This is a genomic window from Sphingopyxis sp. GW821-FHT02C12 (genome assembly GCF_059421785.1).
On record NZ_JBWKVQ010000002.1, the window covers coordinates 743613 to 761943 of the forward strand.

Sequence of the window (18331 nt, forward strand, 5' to 3'; positions counted from 1 at the left end):
ATGAAGGTCCGGCAGAACCTCTATATCGATCGCGAACTCAGCGACGCCCTCGACGCGTTGGTGGTCCGCCGCGGCGGTAACAAGTCGCGCGTCGTCAACGACGCGCTGAAGAGCTGGCTTGCCCGGCGCGCGACCAAGGAGGTCGACGACCTCCTCAAGGTCCGTCTCGACCGCATCTCGCGCGAAGTAGCGATGGGCCGGCGCGACATCGAGGTGGTGCTCGAGGCGCTGTCGCTCTTCGTCCGCTACCAGCTCACCGTCACCGCGCCGCTCCCCGAGGCCGACGCGGCCGCGCTCGCGACCGGCAACCGCCGGTTCGAGCGCTTCATCGCGCAGCTCGGCCGCCAGATAGCAGGCGGCAAGCGCACGCTCGGGGCCAACCTCGCCGAGGCCGGATCATGAGCAAGCCGATCACCGACGCCGATAACTCCTTGGGCCGCCGGCGCGCGATGTTGCGCACCGCGATGGGTCCGGGCATCGCGGCCGCGTTGGCGGATCCCGCGACGCAGGAGATCATGGTCAATCCCGACGGCATTCTGCGCCTTGACCGGCTGGGCGAAGGACGGATCGATACCGGGACGCGTTACGATCCCGCGCAGGTCGAGCGGATCATCCGTCTCGTTGCGAGCCACGCACGCACCGAGGTTCATGCGACATCGCCGATCGTGTCCGCGGAACTCCCGCCGCATGGGGACGGGGCGGGGGAACGCTTCGAAGGCATCCTGCCGCCCGTCAGCCTCGCACCCTGCTTCTCGATCCGGAAACCCGCGTCGAAAATCCACACGCTGCTCGACTATGTAAAGGATGGCATCATGTCGCCGGACACCGCGCGGCAATTGTCGATGGCGGTGGTCGAGCGGAAGAACATTCTCGTCGCCGGCGGCACCTCGTCGGGCAAAACGACGCTCGCCAACGCGCTGCTCGCCGAAATGGCGCATCTCGACGAGCGCGTCGTCCTGATCGAGGACACGCGCGAACTGCAATGCGCCGCGAGCGACGTTGTCGCACTCCGCACGCGCCCGACAGGTGCGGCGGGGTCCGGCGGAGTCACGATGGCCGATCTCGTCCGGTCGACCCTCCGGCTCCGGCCCGACCGCATCATCGTCGGGGAGGTCCGGGGGAGGGAGGCCCTCGACATGCTCAAGGCATGGAACACGGGGCATCCGGGCGGCATTGCGACGGTCCACGCGAACAGCGCTATCGCGGCGCTCTACCGGCTCGAGCAACTCGTGCAGGAAAGCGTCGTCACCGTGCCGCGGCGCCTCATCGCCGAGGCGATCGACATGATCATATTCATTTCAGGACGCGGACTTGCGCGCCGGGTGCACGCCGCCGCGCGGGTCGCCGGTCTCGACGCGCAAGGCAACTACGCCGTCCTCGACCTTACCGATCCGACTGGCCCTTTCGAAGGAGAATGACATGCGCCCGTTCCGCACCTTCCGGCTTCACGCCTATGGCCCCGCCGCCATCGCAGCGGCCTTAGGCGTCGCGCTCGCCGCGACCGCCCACGCCGCCGGCTCGGGCATGCCGTGGGAGGAGCCGCTCCAGCAGGTGCTGGAATCGGTCCAGGGTCCCGTCGCGAAGATTATCGCGGTGATCATCATCATCGTGACAGGGCTCACGATGGCGTTCGGCGAGACCTCGGGCGGCTTTCGTCGGCTCATCCAGATCATCTTCGGCCTGTCGATCGCCTTCGCGGCGTCGAGTTTCTTCCTGTCCTTCTTCTCGTTCGGCGGCGGAGCACTCGTCGCATGATGCACGCCAGCGGACATATCGAGGGCTTCGAGGCGCCTATGCACCCTGCGCTCGCCGAACCGATCCTCCTCGGCGGAGCGCCGCGCGCCATTGCGATCGTCAACGGGACCGTCGCCGCGGCGCTCGGCCTCGGACTCCAGCAATGGATCGCCGGGCTCGCCCTGTGGGCGTTCGGACACACGCTCGCCGTTTTCGCGGCGAAGCGCGATCCCGATCTCGCGGCCGTCCTCGCGCGCCATCTTCGCCAGAAGGGATATCTTGCATGCTGAACCTGCGCGAATATCGCGGTCGCGCCGACCGGCTTGCCGATCATTTGCCGTGGGCGGCGTTGGTCGCGCCGGGTGTCGTCCTGAACAAGGACGGCAGTTTTCAGCGAACCCTTGCTTTTCGCGGACCCGATCTCGAATCGGCAACCGATGCCGAGCTGGTCGCGGCCTGCGCGCGCGCGAACAATGTCCTCAAGCGCTTCGGTTCGGGCTGGGCCTTGCATTTCGATGCCGAGCGCCGCGATGCGCTAGGCTATCCGGGTAGCGAGTTCCCCGATCCGGTGTCGCGGCTGGTCGATGCGGAGCGGCGCGCGGGCTTCGAGAGCGCGGGTGCTCATTTCGAGAGCCGCTATCATCTGACGCTCACCTTCCTGCCGGCGCCCGACCAGGCCGATACGGCAGGCCGCCTGCTCGTCGAGCGTAGCGACGATCTGAAGGGCCGTGACTGGCGCCAGGCGCTGGGCACCTTTGTCGCGGAAACCGATCGCGCGCTGGACCTGATGTCCGGCTTCATGCCCGAGGTACGCGCGCTCGGCGACGCCGAAACGCTGACTTTCCTGCACGGCACGATATCCGGGCGCCGGCATCCCGTCGCCGTTCCCGATACCCCGATGTATCTCGACGGGCTGCTCGCCGACACGCCGCTGACCGGCGGGCTCGAGCCGATGCTGGGATGCTCGCATCTTCGCACGCTCACGATCCTCGGCTTCCCGAACATGAGCCGGCCCGGCATCCTCGATGCGCTCAATCACGAAGATTTCGGCTATCGCTGGGTCACGCGCTTCATCCCGCTCGACAAACAGCAGGCGACCAAGGCGCTCACCAAGCTTCGGCGCCAATGGTTCAACAAGCGGAAATCGGTCACCGCGCTCCTGCGCGAGGTTCTGTACAGCCAGCCCGCGCAGCTTCTCGACAGCGACGCAGACAACAAGGTCGTCGATGCCGATCTGGCGCTGCAGGCGCTCGGAGGCGATCATGTCGCCTTCGGCTATCTGACGACAACGATCACCGTCGCGGACGAGGATGGCGCTCGCATCGAAGAGAAGGTCCGCGGCGTCGAGCGGATCGTCAACGGGCTCGGCTTCACCTGCATCCGCGAGGGCGTAAACGCCGTCGAGGCATGGCTTTCGAGCCTTCCGGGCCATGTTTATGCGAATGTTCGCCAGCCGCTGGTCCACACGCTCAACCTCGCGCATCTGATGCCGCTCTCTTCGGTGTGGGCCGGACCGGCGCGGAACGCCCATCTGGACGGACCGCCGCTTCTCTACGCCGAAACCAGCGGTTCGACGCCGTTCCGGCTGTCGACCCACGTCGGCGACGTCGGTCATATGCTGATCGTCGGTCCGACGGGCGCCGGGAAATCGGTGCTGCTCGCGTTGCTTGCGCTCCAGTTCCGGCGCTACCCCGGGGCGCAGATCTATATCTTCGACAAGGGTTCCTCGGCGCGCGCCGCGGTCCTGGCGATGGGCGGCGTGCATCATGCGCTCGGCCTCGGGGGCGAGGATCGCGATGGCGGCCGCGCGATAGCCTTCCAGCCGCTCCGGCGGATCGATCGCCCGGACGAACGGGCTTGGGCCGCCGAATGGATCGGCGCGCTGCTCGCGCACGAAAAGCTGCTGGTCACGCCTGAGATCAAGGAGTCCGTCTGGTCGGCGCTGACGAGCCTCGCGACCGCACCGGTCGAGGAGCGGACGCTCACCGGGCTGTCGTTGCTGTTGCAATCGGCGCCGATCCGCTCGGCGCTCGCGCCCTATACGCTCGAAGGACCCTTCGGGCAGCTGCTCGATGCGGCGGAGGACGATCTCGCGATCGCCGATTTGCAGTGCTTTGAAACCGAGGCGCTGATGGGGCAGGGCGGCGTCGTCGCGCCGGTACTGACCTATCTTTTTCACAGGCTCGAGGAGCGCTTCACCGGAAAGCCGACGTTGCTGATCCTCGACGAGGCCTGGGTTTTTCTCGATCATCCGCTGTTCGCGGCGCGTATCCGCGAGTGGCTGAAGGTGCTCAGGAAGCGCAACGTGGCGGTGGTGTTCGCGACGCAGAGTCTGGCGGACATTGCCGATAGCAGCATTGCGCCGGCGATCATCGAAAGCTGCCCGCAACGCATATTGTTGCCGAACGACCGCGCCACAGAGCCGCAGTCGCGCGCAGCCTATGAGCGCTTCGGCCTCAACGCCCGCCAGATCGAGCTCGTCAGCCGGGCCACGCCCAAACGCCAATATTATCTGCAATCGGCGCGCGGCAACCGGCTGTTCGAACTCGCGCTGGGCCCGATCGCGCTCGCGCTCTGCGGCGCCTCCGATCCCGACACACAGAAGCAGATCGACGCCATCCTGTCGGACATCGACCGGCCCGGCGCCGGATGGCGCGATCCGACGGATTTCGCGCGGCGCTTCCTCGCTGGCGCTGGCTTCGCATGGGCGGCCGACCTCATGTTCGATTTCCCTGACCCCTCAACCCCCGAAGGAGAAAACCCGTGAAAAACCGATTGATGGCTGCATTGCTCGCATCCGCCACGCTCGCGGTCAGCCTGGTGCAGTCCAGCCCTGCCGTCCATGCGATGCCGGTGTTCGACAGCGCAAACTATTCGCAAAACCTGCTCACCGCGGCACGTACGCTGCAACAGATCAACCAGCAGATTCAATCGCTCCAGAACGAGGCGCGGATGCTCGAGGGCATGGAAATGAATCTCAGCCGCATCGACTTTCCCGAACTCGACCGGCTTCGCGAGAAGCTCGGCGCCATCGACCGGCTGATGGGGCAGGCACAAGGCGTCGACTTTCGTGTTGATCAGCTCGACGAACGCTATCGCCAGTACTTTCCGTCCGACTTCGATCGTCTCGTGAAGCGCGATCGGCGCGTCGCAGCGGCCAGAGAGCGGCTCGACAACGAGATGGCGGCGTTCCGTCAGACCATGGGGGTTCAGAGCCAGATCGTCGACAATGTCCGCGACGACGTGCAGGCACTCGGACAGATTGTGGCAAAAAGCCAGGGCGCCCAAGGTTCGCTCCAGGTCGCCCAAGCCACCAACCAGCTCCTCGCGCTCACCGCCAAGCAGCAGTTTCAGATCCAGAATCTGATGGCGGCGCAGTTCCGCAGCCAATCGCTCGAAGCGGCGCGGCGGGGGCAGAGCGCGCGCGAAGCACGCGAGCGCACGAAGCGCTTTCTCGGCGACGGCAAGGCCTACACCCCGCACCCATGAGCTGAGGGGAGGGTGGCTTCCCCTCTCCGTCGAGGCCGTCCTTCCTTCGTCGCGGGCGTCGCAAGGCACCCCTCCAAGCTCGGCCCATGGCGCCCGCGACATCTGTCACCTCTGCAGGAATCCGACATGGACGATCTCAATGTCATCGACCGGTTCATGGAAGCCTTCATCCGCTACATCGACAGTGGGTTCGGACTCCTCGGCCCCGACGTGGGATTTCTCACAACGGTCCTGATCGGCATCGACATCACGCTTGTCGGCCTGTTCTGGGCGCTCGGCGGCGAAGACGACGTCATCGCCAAATTCCTCAAAAAGATCCTCAATGTCGGCGTTTTCGCGCTCATCCTGAACAGCTTCCCGACGTTGTCCGACATCGTCTTTCGCAGTTTCGCCGGGCTTGGCCTCACCGCGGGCGGCAGCGCGATCACGGCTGACGACCTGCTGAAGCCGGGGCGTCTGGCGGGAACCGGTTTTGAAGCGGCCTGGCCGCTGCTCGAGCAGGCCATGGATCTCGTTGGTCCTATCGATTTTTTCGACAATTTCGTCGAGATCGCGGTGCTGGTGATCGCGTGGATCGTCGTGATTGCCGCCTTTTTCATCATGGCGATCCAGCTCTTTATCACGATCCTCGAGTTCAAGCTGACGAGCCTTGCGGGCTTCGTGCTGGTTCCCTTCGCGCTCTGGAATCGCACCGCGTTCCTGGCCGAGCGCGTGCTCGGCAATGTCGTAAGTTCGGGCATCAAGGTGATGGTGCTCGCGGTCATCGTCGGTATCGGTTCGAACTATTTTGCCGATTTCACCGGCGCGATCACCGACGAGATGTCGATCGAGCAGGCGGTGTCGCTCATGCTCGCGAGCCTCGTGATCTTCGGGCTCGCCATCTTCGGACCCGGAATTGCGTCGGGTCTCGTTGCGGGCGGGCCGCAACTCGGCGCGGGATCGGCGATCGCCACGACCGCGCTCGCCGCAGGCGGCATCGCCATGGGCGGCGCAGGCGCAGTTGCCGCCGCGCGCGGGGCCGCCGGCGCCGGCCTCGGCGCGATCCGCGCGGGCACCTCGATGGGATCGGCCGCGTCGACGGCTTACAGGCTCGGGCAGGAGACATCGGGCTCCACGACCATCCGTGCGGGTGTCGGCGGCATGGCGACCGCAGCGAAAGGCGCCGCCGCCAATCGGATGCGCGCGAGCCTCGATCTCGGCGCGGCCGCCGAGCGTGGCCAGCACGCAGCCTGGGCGGCAGGTAGCGCACCGACGCGATCGGCAGGCAGTGCGACCGGCGCCGCGCCGGCCGACGCCATGCCCGCATGGGCGCAAAAGCTTCAATCGACGCAGACTTCGCGCCACCGCCGCCAGATGGCGATCCATACCGTGCAGGGTGGCGACCAGGGCGGCGGCAGTATCACCCCAGACATCAGGGAAAGGGACTAGATCATGCGATTCAAGCGTGCCGTCGAGCGCTATGGACGAACGGCTGAACCCGAAACGCCTTATCAACGTGCCGGGCAATTATGGGACGAGCGGATCGGATCGGCGCGCGTGCAGGCGCGCAATTGGCGGCTGATCGCCTTCGGCGGTCTCTTCCTGTCCATCGGCCTCTCGTCCGCGCTGGTGTGGCAATCGCTGCAAAGCCGCGTCGTCCCTTATGTGGTCGAGGTCGACCGCCTCGGCGAGGCGCGCAGCGTCGCGCCCGCGGCGACCGGCTATCGGCCGACCGATCCGCAGATCGCTTGGCATCTCGGCCGCTTCATCGCGAATATTCGTGCCCGGTCGCTCGATCCCGTGCTGATGCGCGAAAACTGGCTCTTCGCCTACGACCTTGCCACCGAGCGCGCAGCGCTGTTCCTCGGCGAATACGCCCGCGCCGCCGATCCCTTCGCAGACGTCGGCCGCAAGACGGTGTCGGTGCAGGTAACCAGCGTCGTGCGCGCGTCGGACGACAGCTTCCAGGTCAAATGGACCGAAGAGGAATATGAGCGCGGTAGTCTCGCCGGCACGACGCGCTGGACCGCAATGCTCACGGTGAAAATCCGGGCACCGCGTTCGGCCGAGGTGCTGAGGAGGAACCCGCTCGGTCTGTACGTCGATGCGATCGACTGGAGCCGCGAACTGGAGACATCCCCCGAACGGATGGCGCGACAGCCCATCTCCCCGCAATCCGGCGAAGAACCGGCGACCGCCCCGTCCGCCGATGCTCGGGCGGGCTCACCGATCGATCCGAACCTTGCGCGACCCGAGTCCGCCTCGTCCCCCGAAAGGAACATGCCATGATCCGCGCCTTCATTCTGACCGCGAGCCTGATCGCGCTTGCCTCTCCTGGAGCAGCGCAGACCGCCGCGCGCGTCGATGCCGCCAACCGTGCGGCACTGCGCGAGCCAACCAAGGCGGGCTACATCAACGCGGTGCAGGTCTATCCCTGGTCGGAAGGCGCGCTCTATCGTCTCTATGCCGCGCCGGAGCGGGTGACCGATATCGCGCTGCAGCCCGGCGAGACGATCACCTCGGTTGCCGCAGGCGATACCGCGCGCTGGACCGTCGGCGACACCAGCAGTGGCAGCGGGGAAGGCAAGCGAACCCATATATTGGTGAAGCCCTTCGCGGCAGGACTACGCACCAATCTCGTCATAACGACCGACCGGCGCGTCTATCACATCGAACTCGAAAGCCGGTCGGGCAGCGCTATGGCGGCGCTGTCCTGGACCTACCCCGGCGACGATCTGATTGCGCTACGTCCTGACCGGCAGGCCGCCGGCGTCTCGATGCCGATCGCGGCGGGCATTGCGGCCGAAAACCTGAACTTCCATTATGCCATCTCGGGCGACAAGCCGGCGTGGCGGCCAATCCGCGTGTTCGACGACGGGCGGCAAACCTTCATCGAATTCCCGCCGTCGATCGCCGTCGGTGAGGCACCGCCGCTATTCGTCATCGGCGAAGAAGGCGAGGCAGCGCTCGTCAACTACCGTGTCGCCGGGCGCTATTATGTCGTCGACCGCCTTTTCGAAACCGCCGAGCTGCGACTGGGCGCGAAGCGCCAGAAGGTCGTTCGCGTCGAACGTTCGTCCAGGCCCGCCCGGAAGCAGGCTGGAGCGCGTCATGACTGATCCTGCGAACCCGGTCGGCACGGCCGCGCCGGCCAAGGCCGATCCCGAAACGCTTGTCCTTCGTGCCTCGCCCGGTCGTGTCACGCGCTTCCGGCGCGGAGCGGTCGTCGCCATTGCCGCGGCGGGATCCACCGCGATCGTCGGGGTCGCCTGGCTCGCCCTCAAACCCGCGACGCTCGGCCTGGTCGTGGCGGGCGACGACAGGCCGGTCGCGGCGAAGGTGCCGCGCGAGGCGCTGGCGGGCGCGCCCGCGAGCTACAATGATGTGCCGAAGCTCGGTGCGGCGCTTCCCGGCGATCTCGGGCGACCGCTTCTGAACCATCAGCGAGCGGCGGAGGGCGGTGGCCTTCCGACCGACAGCGCCATCGACGCAGCCCGCCGTGCCGAGCAGGACGCGGTGGCCGAGCGCCAGCGCGTCGCGGCCGAGCAGCGTGCGGCGCGCCAGTCTGGCGTGATGCTACCCATCGCGCGCGTTTCACCGAGCATGGCGACGAGACCTGCAGAGGGCGTCGACACGAATGACACACCCGGCGCGGTGATCGCGGGCGGGGACTTCGACCCCACACCGGACCCAAACGGGCAGCGTCGCAAGAACGCAATGACGGGCCGCGCCAACCGCAACGAGGACATCAACCCGCACAGCTTGCTTCCGCCCGTTTCTCCCTGGACGCTGCAGGCTGGAAGCGTCATCGCCGCGAGCCTTGTGACCGGCCTGAATTCGGACCTGCCGGGACTGGTGACGGCGCAGGTGACCGAGAACGCCTATGATAGCGTCACCGGCAAGTTCCTGCTCATTCCGCAGGGCTCGCGGCTGATCGGCAGTTATGACAGCGTGGTCGCTTTCGGACAAAGCCGCGCCCTGGTCGTCTGGCAACGGATCATTCTGCCCGATGGCTCCTCCATCCGCATCGATAATGTGCCAGCGACCGATACGCAGGGCTATGCGGGCCTGACGGACCGGATCGACCGTCACAGCTGGCAGCTTCTCAAAGGTGTGGCGCTCTCGACCTTGCTTGGCGTCGGTACGGAACTCGGCTCCGGCACCAACGAGAGCGATCTGGTGCGCGCCGTTCGCGAAGCGGCGCAGCAGGGCGGCGCGCGAGCCGGGGATCAGCTCGTCGCGCGGCAACTCGACGTTCAGCCGACATTGCGGGTTCGTCCCGGCGCACCGCTTCGCGTCGTGGTTCACAAGGACATCGTGCTTTCTCCGTGGAAGGAGGACAGCTCGCAATGACCGATCTCAAGCTTCCCAAACTGCCCGAACGCACGCCCGTCAAACTGACAATCAGCGTTATGCCCGATCTCCACAGCCGGCTTCGCGCTTATGCCGAAGCGTATCGGGAGACTTATGGCGAGGATGAATCCGTTGCCGACCTCATTCCGGCGATGCTCGAAGCCTTTATCGGCAATGACCGCGGTTTTGCGCGGCGCCGCCAAAAATGACCATCCGCGAGCAATCCGATGGCGCCCCGAAAGCCGACGAGGGAATTCGCTCGCTGCCGGTGGAACCCATCAGTGTCCGGATAGCGGCGGCTGTAAAGCTCACCGGCATCGGCCGATCGACGCTCTACGAGTTGATCGCCGCTGGCGAAATCGAGACAGTGAAGATCGGTCGCTCGACGTTCATCATTTATGAAAGCCTGAAACGCCTTCTCCGAAGGCGTTAGACGCGTCGATAGCGATCGTCCGACGTATTCACATAACGAGTGTTGCCTTAAACGTGGCCGATCAGTAAGACTGCGAGTCGGCGAACAACGCGGGACGGCGGAAGCTCGTCGGTGAGGCGAAAATGGCCGTTCCCCAGAACCCAGGAGGATGAGCTGTGCCGATCGTTTCCGATGCGAATAAAGCCGATGTGGTCGTGGTTGGCGCGGGCATCACCGGTCTTTCGACCGCTTATGCGGTCCAGAAGGCGGGGCGCAGCGTCCTCGTTGTTGAAGCGTCCGGGCAAGTCGGCGGACGTATTATGACGCATGAGTGGAAGGGCGATAAGGTCGAGGTTGGCCAGCAATATCTCCTTTCGACCTACGCCAATGCGCTCGCGCTGGTCGACGAGCTCGGGATGACCGGCGATCTTGTCGTCGAAAAGGCCCGAGTGGTTCAGCACATCGACAAGAAGGGCAAATCGCACGTCATCGACGGCGAAGCGGAACTGCTACGCTTCCTCGGGGTCCGCGGCGCGGCCGACCTTGCCCGCGCGACGCTGCAATATTCGACGATGGGCAAGGCTTATCCAAGCTATGACTTCGATGCCTATGTCGAGGAGTACGACAATGTGTCCGCCGAAGAGGGGTTTGCCTGGGCCGGCGAGAAATTTCGCGACTTCATTCTGCGCCCCATGTGTTACGGAAACGCGGGGACATCGCTCGATCACCTCAGCCTGTTTGATGCTGTGCGCTTGTTCCGCAGCCATCTGAAGCAGCCGACGCAATATGGCTTTCGCGAAGGGAACATCTCCTTTCCGCGTAAGCTCGCAGAACATGTCCCCGTTATGCTGAATGCCGAAGTCGCCGAGTTGTCGATGAATGACAGCCGCGTGAGCGGCGTTAAGCTCGCGGATGGACGCATCATCGAGGCGGGACATGTCATCCTGTGCACGGCGCCCGGCGCAGCGGCCAAGATCACGCCCAACCTTTTCCCGCGTGCGAAAGAAATCCTCGACGATTTCCATCATACGCGGCTCGCACTGGCCTTTTTCCATCTGGACCGGCCGCTCGATAGCGCTGCGGTCAGCTTCGGCATCGTGTCTCTCGGGCAGCGCTATTTCAACATGTCGATTAATCACAGCGTCACCCGCCCGTTTCTCGTGCCGAGTGGGAAAGCGATCATCTCCGCGTGGACTGCCTTTCCGGGCGCGCCGGAAATGCTCGCCAAGTCGGACGAGGAGATTCTCGCGCGGGCTTTCGATGAACTGAAGCTATTCTATCCTGGCCTTTCGCCGGATTGGGTCGAGCATTCAGAAGTGATCCGACACGACTGGGGTTATGCGTTGCAGAAGCCCGGCGATTGGAAACGGCTCATCGATTTCAAGGCCGAGGCGACGCGCCACGAAGGCCTCTCCTTCGCCAATGCCGACTATAGCCTCGTCGCGTTGGAGTCTGGCGTGATCACGGGCAAGAGGGCAGCCGAGCATGCGGTCGCCAGTCTTTCCGAGACGGTTTGAACAACCGCTCAGCGATCGCCTTCTCCTCCGTTAACTGCTGCCCGAGCGACCTCTCGTCACCGCTATGGTGGGAGAGGTCGTCGCGGTTGGGATTTGATCCCGCTAAACCACGGTTCGATTTTTAGTTAGGGTCGCGCGGAACAGTGTGGGGGAAACTGTGGGGGAAGGATTTGTATGTACAGAATAAAATATTGATATTTAACAATAAAAAATCCAGTTCGAAACCAGCCCTGCCACCATTTCCAACAGAATAGCTTCCCCGCCCCGCTTCGCGCGGATTGCGAGGCGTGCCGCCTTTCGTTCGATGCGAATTTGAATGACATCGATATCAATTTTGATTATGCGCGGCCCATAACGGGAGAGAGCGATGGATTCGACACAGGGCAGCGCGTCGCCGCGAACGGTTTCCGGCGGCGCTGATCCGGGCCGGCTCGGGTTCGGCGTGTCGGGCCTCTATCTCGCGCTCTATGTCCATTATGGCTTTTTCGCCTTCCTGCCGCTGTGGCTGAAATCCACCGGTGCCTCGGCCGAGGAAATCGGCGTGCTGCTCGCGATCCCGATGATCCTGCGGCTGCTGACCGTCGCGCCCTTTGCGGCCTTCGTCGGGCGGCGCGGATGGGTGCGCAATGCGATCGCTTATACCTCGCTCGCCTCGGCCGCGATCATCCTGTTGCTGCTCGGCGAGCCCGATCATGCCGGGCGTATCGGCATCGTCATCATCTTTTCGATCATGTGGGACCAGATTCCGGTCCTCACCGACGCCTATGCGGTGATGGCGGTGCGCAGCCGGTCGCTCGATTTCGGGCGATTGCGCGTCTGGGGATCGATCGCGGTGGTGGTGTCGAACGCCGCCGCCGGCTGGGCGATCAGTATGTTCGGCCTTAAGATGTTGCCGTTGATGGTCGCGACACTGCTGATCGCTCCGGCGATCGTCGCGGTCCTGCTGCCCGCGGACCGCAAGCTGACCGTCGTCGATGCGGCGGTCGGCGGGCGCTGGCGCGACCTGATCGGCGACGGGGGCCTGATTCTCGCGATGGTCGCGGCGTCGCTGATCATGGGCAGCCACGGCGTCCTGACGAGTTTTGGTGCGATTCAGTGGGAAGCGCAGGGCATTTCGACGACGGTGATCGGCCTGTTGCAAGCGCTGGCGGTCGCGGCGGAGATCGGCGCCTTCTGGTTCGGCGCGAAGCTGCTCGGCAACCGCGACCCGCGCCTGCTGATCGTGGCGGGGGCGATTGCCGGCGCGCTGCGCTGGGCGATCATGGCGACGAGTCCCGGCCTGCCGGTTCTGGTCGTGGGGCAGCTTCTCAACGGCATCACCGCGACCGGGACGATCCTCGGGATCATGCTGGTGATCGCGCGCCGGGTACCCGGCCATCTTACCGCCACCGCACAGGGGATGAACGCGGTCCTGCTCGGCGCTGTTCTCGCGGTCGCGATGGTCGGGTCGGGGCTGCTGTGGAACCAGGGTCTGGCGGTCGCCTATCTGGCCATGTCGGTGCTCGCGCTGCTCGGCGCGCTCTGCGCCTGGCCGCGGCGCACCGCCATCGACACCCACCCCAATCAGGACGCCATGTCCATATCGGGAGCCGAATGATGAAGCGCCGCATAACGATCCTTCTCGCCGCACTGTTGACCAGCGCGATGCCGACTTCCGTCGCCGCGCAGGTCGCGCCCGCCGCTCTGCCGACGCTGGGCCTGCAGAACTGGCCGCTGCCCGACACATTGAGCCCCGAAGGCAAGGCGGCGGCCGCCGCCGCGGCGGCGCAGGCGATGCCCGATCCGCTGCCGCCGCTCCCCGACATCCGCGCCTTCATCGGTGCGATGCAGGCGAGCATGGGGGCCGCGCTTCAGAAGCGGTACGAAGTGAGGGTCGAGGAAGCGACGATCGCCGGGGTGCCGGTGCGCATTATCTATCCCAAGGGAGTGAGCGCGCTCGGCAAGGGGCCGGTGCTGCTCAACCTGCACGGCGGCGGTTTCGCGATCGATTCGGGATCGCTGACCGAGACGATCCCGATTGCCGCGCGCACGGGCCTGCCGGTCGTCGCGGTGCTCTATCGGCTGGCGCCCGAGAACCCCTATCCGGCAGCGCTCGACGATGCGCTAGCGGTGTATCAGGCGCTTGAGAAGGAGCGGGGCGCGAAGCAAATCGCGGTGTTCGGGACGTCGGCGGGCGCGGTCCTGTCGGGGCAACTCGTCGCGAAGCTCGCGAGCAGCGGCCGGCCGATGCCGGCGGCGCTCGGCTTTCTCTCGGGCAGCGCGGACCTGGGGGTGCGCGGCGATTCCGAAAGCTGGATGCCGGGCCCGGGCTTCGACTGGGTCGCGGCCTATGCGGGCAAGACGGCGATGACCGACCCGATCCTGTCGCCGATCCGCGGCGACGTGTCGAAATTTCCGCCGACGCTGTTGCTCACCAGTTCGCGCGATTTCTTGCTGAGCCCGACAGCGATCTTCGCGCGGGCGCTGACCGAAAAGGGCGTCGACGCGCGGCTGGTGGTGTTCGACGGGCTGCCGCACGCCTTCTGGGCCTATATGGCGGCGCCCGAGAGCGATCAGGCGAACGAGCTGGTTGCGCGGTTTTTGAAGGATAGGCTGGCGGGCGCGAAATAGCGCGCGGGGCGGCGGCTTTGGGATGGGACGCGGGCGTAGCCTCATGTCCCGTCGTCATTCCGGGCTTGACCCGGGACCCGCCTTCCTTCCGTCGCGTCGATCGAAGACAAGGCAGGCCCCGGGTCAAGCCCGGGGTGACGGCAAATTGGAGGCCGCGATCAGCCCTTCGCCAGATGGTCGCGGTAGCGGTCGCGCAGCGTCTTTTTGTCGATCTTGCCCGTCGCGGTGAGTGGGACGGTGTCGAACAGGATATCGTCGGGCATCCACCAGCGCACGACGCGGCTTTCGAGATGGGTGCGGATTTGCGCGGCGGTGACCCGCTCACCGTCGTGCGGCTCGATGACGAGCAACGGTCGTTCCTCCCACTTCGGATGATGCACGCCGATGACCGCGGCGATGCGGACGCCGGGACAGCCGACCGCGGCATTCTCCAGGTCGATCGAACTGATCCATTCGCCGCCCGATTTGATGACGTCCTTGGCGCGGTCGGTCAGGCGCAGGAAGCCGAAGCGGTCGATCGTGCCGATATCGCCGGTGTCGAACCAGCCGTCGGCATGGGCGGCGGGTAAGTCGGGATAATAGCGATCGACGACCCACGGCCCGCGCACCTGCAGCGCGCCGGCTTGCTCGCCGTCCCACGGCAGCGGCGCGCCGTCGTCGTCGATGATGCGCAGTTCGATGCCGAACTGCATCCGGCCCTGCCGCGTCAGGATCGTCTCGGTCGCATAGTCCTCGCCCTCGGCTGCCAGCAGCGGGGTCGGGGTCGAAATCACGCCGAGCGGGTTGGTCTCGGTCATGCCCCAGATCTGGAGCACGGTGACGCCATATGTTTCGCGGAAGGTCTCGGCCATCGCGCGCGGTACCGCCGATCCGCCGATGACGAGGCGCTTCAAATCGCCGACGCCCTGGCCGCTGGCCTCGAGATGCGCGAGATACATGGTCCAGATCGTCGGGACGCCGCCCGAGAAGGTCACGCCCTCGTCGGCGATCAGTTCGGCGAGGCTGGCGCCGTCCATCCGGTCGCACGGCAGCACGAGCTTGCAGCCATTGATCGCGGCGGCGAAGGGCAGGCCCCAGGCGGTCGCGTGATACATCGACGAGCAGGGCATGATCGTATCGAAGGCGCTGAACCCGAAGGCGCTGCTCAGCCCCGCCGCCATCGCGTGCAACACGATCGAGCGATGGCTGTAGAGCACGCCCTTGGGATCGCCGGTGGTGCCCGAGGTGTAGCAGAGAAAGGCCGCGGCCTTTTCGTCGAAGCGCGGCCAGTCGAATTCGCCATCCTCGGCGGCGATCAGATTTTCATATGGATCGCCCAGCAGGACGAAATGTTCGATGGCGGGAAGCAGCGGTTTCAGCCGGTCGACAAGGTCGGCGAGGTTCGCTTCGAAAAAGAGGATGCGGCTGCCCGCATGGTTGATCGTGAAGGCGATCTGCTCGTCGCTGAGCCGCGGATTCGCCGTATGGAGCACCGCGCCGATGCCGGGGACGGCATAGAAAAGCTCGAGGTGCCGGTGGGTGTTCCACGCCAGCGACGAGACGCGGTCGCCGCTGCTGATCCCGAGCGTGCCGAGCATCTGCGCCGCCTGCCGCGACCGCCGTTCGCAGCCGGCCCAATCGTAGCGCCACAAAGGTTCGTCGACGCACTTCGAGACGATCGCGCGCGCGCCGTGGGCGCGGGCGGCGTGGGTCAGGATCGAACTGATCTGCAGCGGGGCGTCCTGCATCAAGCCGGGCAGCATCGTCGTTTCTCTCCCGCAGTGCGTCACTTGCCGGAGGGCAGGAGCGCGTAGCCGTCGATAAAATCGGCTGTCACGCCGTTCGTCCAGCCAAAACCGATCTGCGCCTCATATTCGCCGCCGCTGCCGACGGTGGCCGCTTCGATGTCATATTTCTCGAACAGCAAGCCGGTGCGGGCGAAGGTCGCGCCGACCGTGTCGACCCAGCGGCTGGCGATGTCGCGTGCCAGCGCGTCATGGCCATAGCGTTTCAGCCCCGCGACGCCGATCCATTGCAGCGGCGCCCAGCCGTTCGGGCGGTCCCATTGCTCGCCGGTCTCGACGAGCGTCGTGCGCAGGCCGCCGGGCGCGAGAAGGTGGCTTGCGACCACGCGGGCGGTGCTGTCGGCTTGCTCCTGCGTCGCGGCACCGACGGCGAGCGGGGCGAGCGCGGCGGCGGTGAGCGGCGTGCGCAATGCGCCGCTGTCGATGTCATGGTCGGCGAAATAGCCGCCCTCGGCGTCCCACAAGTGGCGGTTCATCGCGTCGCGCCGCTGCTCCGCCAGTCGGGCATAACGACCGGCCTCGGCGTCCGGGCTCGCGGCGATCGCGGTTTCGAGGCCGAACAGAAAGGCGTTGAGGTCGACCGGGGCGATCGCCGTCGTCCGGATCGAGGCGAGGGTGCCGTCGCCCAACCAGCGCGACGAGAAATCCCAGCCGCTTTCGGCCCCGGCGCGCAGGTCGCGATAGACCTCGCCGGCGGGGCGGCCGCTTTTTGCGGCGGTCGCGACATCTTCGCGCCAGCTTTCGTCGCGCGGCGTGTCGCGGGGGTCCCAATAGCGGTTGAGCAAGCGGCCGTCCGCCAGCCGCGCGCCGCGCGCCGCGCTCTGACCGGGCACCAGTTCGTCGGTGCCGGCCATCCACCAGCCATGTTCGCGCTTCATCGCCGACAATCGCCGCGCGGCGACATCGGGACGGCGGTCGTCGAGCAGTTCGACCATCATGTGGAACAGCGGCGGCTGCGACCGGCCGAGATAATAGGTCCGCGTCCCGTTGGGGACATGGCCATGCGCCTCGATCAGGTCGGTCATCGCGTCGACGATGCCGTTGGCGAGTTCGAGCTCGCCGTCGCGGACGAGGCCGAGCATGGTAAAGAAGCTGTCCCAATAATAGATTTCGCGGAAGCGTCCGCCCGGTACGACGTGCCGGTGCTGGACGGGCAGTGCCGACCCGCCTGTAACAAGGTCATCGGGTGCGCGCGCCAGTTCTTTCCACATCGCGCCGATCCGCGCGCGGACGGGCTGGGCGGAGGCGGTGCGTCCTGCGGTTTCGGTGGTCGCGGGCAGATCGAAATTGTCCGCGATAAAGGCACGCAGCGCGTCGTCGCCAGCGGGCAGGTCGGCGAAGTCGCGCATGATCTCGGCGACCGGCCGCTTCGGCAGCGCGTCGACGAAGGTCTTGCCGTCGGGCAGGATCGCGCGCTCCTGCACCTTGGCGAGGAGCGGGCCGAACAGGTCGGCGGGACTGGGGTCGGGGCGCATGGGCGATCGGGTCAAGGCTCAGCGGACCAGATGGCGGCTGAAGAAGGCGGCCTGCGCCGCGAGCGCGTCGTCGGTTTCGGGACATTCCATATAAGCCCAGAAGGCATGGAGCATGCCTTCGTAGACCATCAGGTCGGCGTCGACCCCGGCCTTGCGCAGCGCGAGATGGAAGCGCACCGTTTGACTCAGCAACTGGTCGCGGGTGCTGGTCATCAACAGCGTCGGCGGCAGCCCCGACAGGTCGCCATAGAGCGGCGATAACAGCGGGTCGGTGCGCTCGGTCCCGGCGCTATAGTCGGCCAATGTGTCGGGCGCGGTCCGTGCGCCCATGATCGACGGCAGAAACGCCTCGCAATCGCTGACCAGCGCGAGGTCCGCCGACCCGGAAAAGACGCCCGCCGCTGCGGGCATCGGCAGGCCTTCGGCCTTGATCCGTGCCAGAAGCTGTCCCGTCAGCACCGCGCCGGCGGAGGTGCCGTAAATACCGATCGCGGTTGCCGGTCGCTGCGAGAGAGCATCGGTGTAGAACGCCAGCGCATCGTCGACCGCGGCGGGGAAGGGGTGTTCGGGCGCCATGCGGTACATCACCGTGACGACCGATATCCCGGTCAGCCCGGCGATCGGGATCGTCTCGGTCTCCGACCCCGAATCGACCATGAAGCCGCCGCCGTGGAAATTGATCAGCAGCCGCTGGTCCGCGGCCGCATCGCTTGCCCGGCGCCGGACGAGCTTGACCGGCACGCCCGCGACCTTGTCCTTGCTCACCGCGACGTCGAACCGCCTGGCGCGGCTCTTGTTCAGCGGCCTCAGATGATTGGCCGCGGCGGCGCGCACCGCCTTGCGCGTGATCGCGTTGCGCATCAGCGTCGCGGTCATCTCGGGCGCCGAGCCGGCGGCAAGGAGCGGCGCCATGGCGGCGCGCGCTTCTTCGCTGACGGTCGGCGCGAAGGGCGGTTGCACGGGGCGGTCTGCCATCGG

The 18331-nt window shown here is 66.1% G+C and carries 18 protein-coding genes; 15 read left to right on the forward strand and 3 right to left on the reverse strand.

The window, feature by feature from the left end; all coding sequences use genetic code 11:
• The 15 genes from AC07U1_RS18860 (at nt 1) to AC07U1_RS18930 (ending at nt 14094) form a co-directional block, all read left to right on the forward strand.
• Nucleotides 1-402 (forward strand): CopG family transcriptional regulator, encoded by a 402-nt coding sequence (locus AC07U1_RS18860; RefSeq protein WP_495177922.1) that lies wholly within the window; start codon nt 1-3, stop codon nt 400-402.
• The gene (trbB, locus tag AC07U1_RS18865; protein WP_495177921.1) at nt 399-1418 is read left to right on the forward strand and encodes a P-type conjugative transfer ATPase TrbB; all 1020 of its coding nucleotides are present in this window, start codon (nt 399-401) and stop codon (nt 1416-1418) included. The genes AC07U1_RS18860 and trbB overlap by 4 nt, the downstream gene beginning before the upstream one ends.
• Before the next feature lies 1 nt (nt 1419).
• Nucleotides 1420-1755, forward strand: coding sequence for a TrbC/VirB2 family type IV secretion system protein (locus tag AC07U1_RS18870; RefSeq protein ID WP_495177920.1), 336 nt, complete (start codon nt 1420-1422; stop codon nt 1753-1755).
• Nucleotides 1755-2024 (forward strand): VirB3 family type IV secretion system protein, encoded by a 270-nt coding sequence (locus tag AC07U1_RS18875; protein ID WP_495178465.1) that lies wholly within the window; start codon nt 1755-1757, stop codon nt 2022-2024. The genes AC07U1_RS18870 and AC07U1_RS18875 overlap by 1 nt, the downstream gene beginning before the upstream one ends.
• A complete protein-coding gene (gene trbE, locus AC07U1_RS18880; RefSeq protein WP_495177919.1) occupies nt 2018-4501 on the forward strand; it encodes a conjugal transfer protein TrbE in 2484 nt (827 codons plus the stop codon). Before AC07U1_RS18875 ends, trbE begins: the two co-directional genes overlap by 7 nt.
• Nucleotides 4498-5223 (forward strand): P-type conjugative transfer protein TrbJ, encoded by a 726-nt coding sequence (gene trbJ, locus AC07U1_RS18885; RefSeq protein WP_495177918.1) that lies wholly within the window; start codon nt 4498-4500, stop codon nt 5221-5223. Before trbE ends, trbJ begins: the two co-directional genes overlap by 4 nt.
• A gap of 126 nt (nt 5224-5349) precedes the next feature.
• Nucleotides 5350-6651 carry a P-type conjugative transfer protein TrbL gene (gene trbL, locus AC07U1_RS18890; protein WP_495177917.1) on the forward strand — a complete coding sequence of 434 codons (1302 nt, stop codon included), beginning with the start codon at nt 5350-5352 and terminating at the stop codon, nt 6649-6651.
• Between the two features lie 3 nt (nt 6652-6654).
• On the forward strand, nt 6655-7491 hold the full coding sequence (gene trbF, locus AC07U1_RS18895) for a conjugal transfer protein TrbF (RefSeq protein WP_495177916.1): 837 nt from the start codon (nt 6655-6657) through the stop codon (nt 7489-7491).
• Nucleotides 7488-8321, forward strand: coding sequence for a P-type conjugative transfer protein TrbG (trbG, locus tag AC07U1_RS18900; RefSeq protein ID WP_495177915.1), 834 nt, complete (start codon nt 7488-7490; stop codon nt 8319-8321). Before trbF ends, trbG begins: the two co-directional genes overlap by 4 nt.
• Nucleotides 8314-9555 (forward strand): TraB/TrbI/VirB10 family type IV secretion system protein, encoded by a 1242-nt coding sequence (locus tag AC07U1_RS18905; protein WP_495177914.1) that lies wholly within the window; start codon nt 8314-8316, stop codon nt 9553-9555. The genes trbG and AC07U1_RS18905 overlap by 8 nt, the downstream gene beginning before the upstream one ends.
• Nucleotides 9552-9764: a DUF2274 domain-containing protein gene (locus tag AC07U1_RS18910; protein ID WP_495177913.1), complete on the forward strand. Its 213-nt coding sequence runs from the start codon at nt 9552-9554 to the stop codon at nt 9762-9764. Before AC07U1_RS18905 ends, AC07U1_RS18910 begins: the two co-directional genes overlap by 4 nt.
• A complete protein-coding gene (locus tag AC07U1_RS18915) occupies nt 9761-9988 on the forward strand; it encodes a helix-turn-helix domain-containing protein (RefSeq protein WP_495177912.1) in 228 nt (75 codons plus the stop codon). Before AC07U1_RS18910 ends, AC07U1_RS18915 begins: the two co-directional genes overlap by 4 nt.
• Before the next feature lie 155 nt (nt 9989-10143).
• The gene (locus tag AC07U1_RS18920) at nt 10144-11484 is read left to right on the forward strand and encodes a protoporphyrinogen/coproporphyrinogen oxidase (protein ID WP_495177911.1); all 1341 of its coding nucleotides are present in this window, start codon (nt 10144-10146) and stop codon (nt 11482-11484) included.
• 367 nt (nt 11485-11851) lie between these two features.
• Complete coding sequence (locus tag AC07U1_RS18925; RefSeq protein ID WP_495177910.1) at nt 11852-13081, forward strand: MFS transporter; 1230 nt, start codon at nt 11852-11854, stop codon at nt 13079-13081.
• Nucleotides 13081-14094 (forward strand): alpha/beta hydrolase, encoded by a 1014-nt coding sequence (locus tag AC07U1_RS18930; protein ID WP_495197779.1) that lies wholly within the window; start codon nt 13081-13083, stop codon nt 14092-14094. Before AC07U1_RS18925 ends, AC07U1_RS18930 begins: the two co-directional genes overlap by 1 nt.
• A 158-nt stretch (nt 14095-14252) precedes the next feature.
• Here AC07U1_RS18930 and AC07U1_RS18935 read toward each other — a convergent pair whose 3' ends face one another.
• The 3 genes from AC07U1_RS18935 to AC07U1_RS18945 are packed head-to-tail and all read right to left on the reverse strand — an operon-like array spanning nt 14253 to nt 18328.
• Nucleotides 14253-15836: a long-chain fatty acid--CoA ligase gene (locus AC07U1_RS18935; RefSeq protein WP_495177908.1), complete on the reverse strand. Its 1584-nt coding sequence runs from the start codon at nt 15834-15836 to the stop codon at nt 14253-14255.
• A 23-nt stretch (nt 15837-15859) separates the two neighbouring features.
• Complete coding sequence (treF, locus tag AC07U1_RS18940; protein WP_495177907.1) at nt 15860-17353, reverse strand: alpha,alpha-trehalase TreF; 1494 nt, start codon at nt 17351-17353, stop codon at nt 15860-15862.
• An 18-nt stretch (nt 17354-17371) separates the two neighbouring features.
• A complete protein-coding gene (locus tag AC07U1_RS18945; protein WP_495177906.1) occupies nt 17372-18328 on the reverse strand; it encodes an alpha/beta hydrolase fold domain-containing protein in 957 nt (318 codons plus the stop codon).
• Nucleotides 18329-18331: the final 3 nt, after the last annotated feature.

Excerpts from the sequence above, each read along its gene's own strand:
- AC07U1_RS18875 (WP_495178465.1), top strand. The coding sequence starts at position 1,755 with ATGCACGCCAGCGGACATATCGAGGGCTTCGAGGCGCCTATGCACCCT.
- AC07U1_RS18935 (WP_495177908.1), bottom strand. The coding sequence starts at position 15,836 with ATGCTGCCCGGCTTGATGCAGGACGCCCCGCTGCAGATCAGTTCGATC.
- AC07U1_RS18905 (WP_495177914.1), top strand. The coding sequence starts at position 8,314 with ATGACTGATCCTGCGAACCCGGTCGGCACGGCCGCGCCGGCCAAGGCC.
- treF (WP_495177907.1), bottom strand. The coding sequence starts at position 17,353 with ATGCGCCCCGACCCCAGTCCCGCCGACCTGTTCGGCCCGCTCCTCGCC.
- trbF (WP_495177916.1), top strand. The coding sequence starts at position 6,655 with ATGCGATTCAAGCGTGCCGTCGAGCGCTATGGACGAACGGCTGAACCC.
- trbE (WP_495177919.1), top strand. The coding sequence starts at position 2,018 with ATGCTGAACCTGCGCGAATATCGCGGTCGCGCCGACCGGCTTGCCGAT.
- trbL (WP_495177917.1), top strand. The coding sequence starts at position 5,350 with ATGGACGATCTCAATGTCATCGACCGGTTCATGGAAGCCTTCATCCGC.
- AC07U1_RS18870 (WP_495177920.1), top strand. The coding sequence starts at position 1,420 with ATGCGCCCGTTCCGCACCTTCCGGCTTCACGCCTATGGCCCCGCCGCC.
- AC07U1_RS18930 (WP_495197779.1), top strand. The coding sequence starts at position 13,081 with ATGAAGCGCCGCATAACGATCCTTCTCGCCGCACTGTTGACCAGCGCG.
- AC07U1_RS18945 (WP_495177906.1), bottom strand. The coding sequence starts at position 18,328 with ATGGCAGACCGCCCCGTGCAACCGCCCTTCGCGCCGACCGTCAGCGAA.
- trbG (WP_495177915.1), top strand. The coding sequence starts at position 7,488 with ATGATCCGCGCCTTCATTCTGACCGCGAGCCTGATCGCGCTTGCCTCT.
- AC07U1_RS18860 (WP_495177922.1), top strand. The coding sequence starts at position 1 with ATGAAGGTCCGGCAGAACCTCTATATCGATCGCGAACTCAGCGACGCC.
- AC07U1_RS18910 (WP_495177913.1), top strand. The coding sequence starts at position 9,552 with ATGACCGATCTCAAGCTTCCCAAACTGCCCGAACGCACGCCCGTCAAA.
- trbB (WP_495177921.1), top strand. The coding sequence starts at position 399 with ATGAGCAAGCCGATCACCGACGCCGATAACTCCTTGGGCCGCCGGCGC.
- AC07U1_RS18925 (WP_495177910.1), top strand. The coding sequence starts at position 11,852 with ATGGATTCGACACAGGGCAGCGCGTCGCCGCGAACGGTTTCCGGCGGC.
- AC07U1_RS18915 (WP_495177912.1), top strand. The coding sequence starts at position 9,761 with ATGACCATCCGCGAGCAATCCGATGGCGCCCCGAAAGCCGACGAGGGA.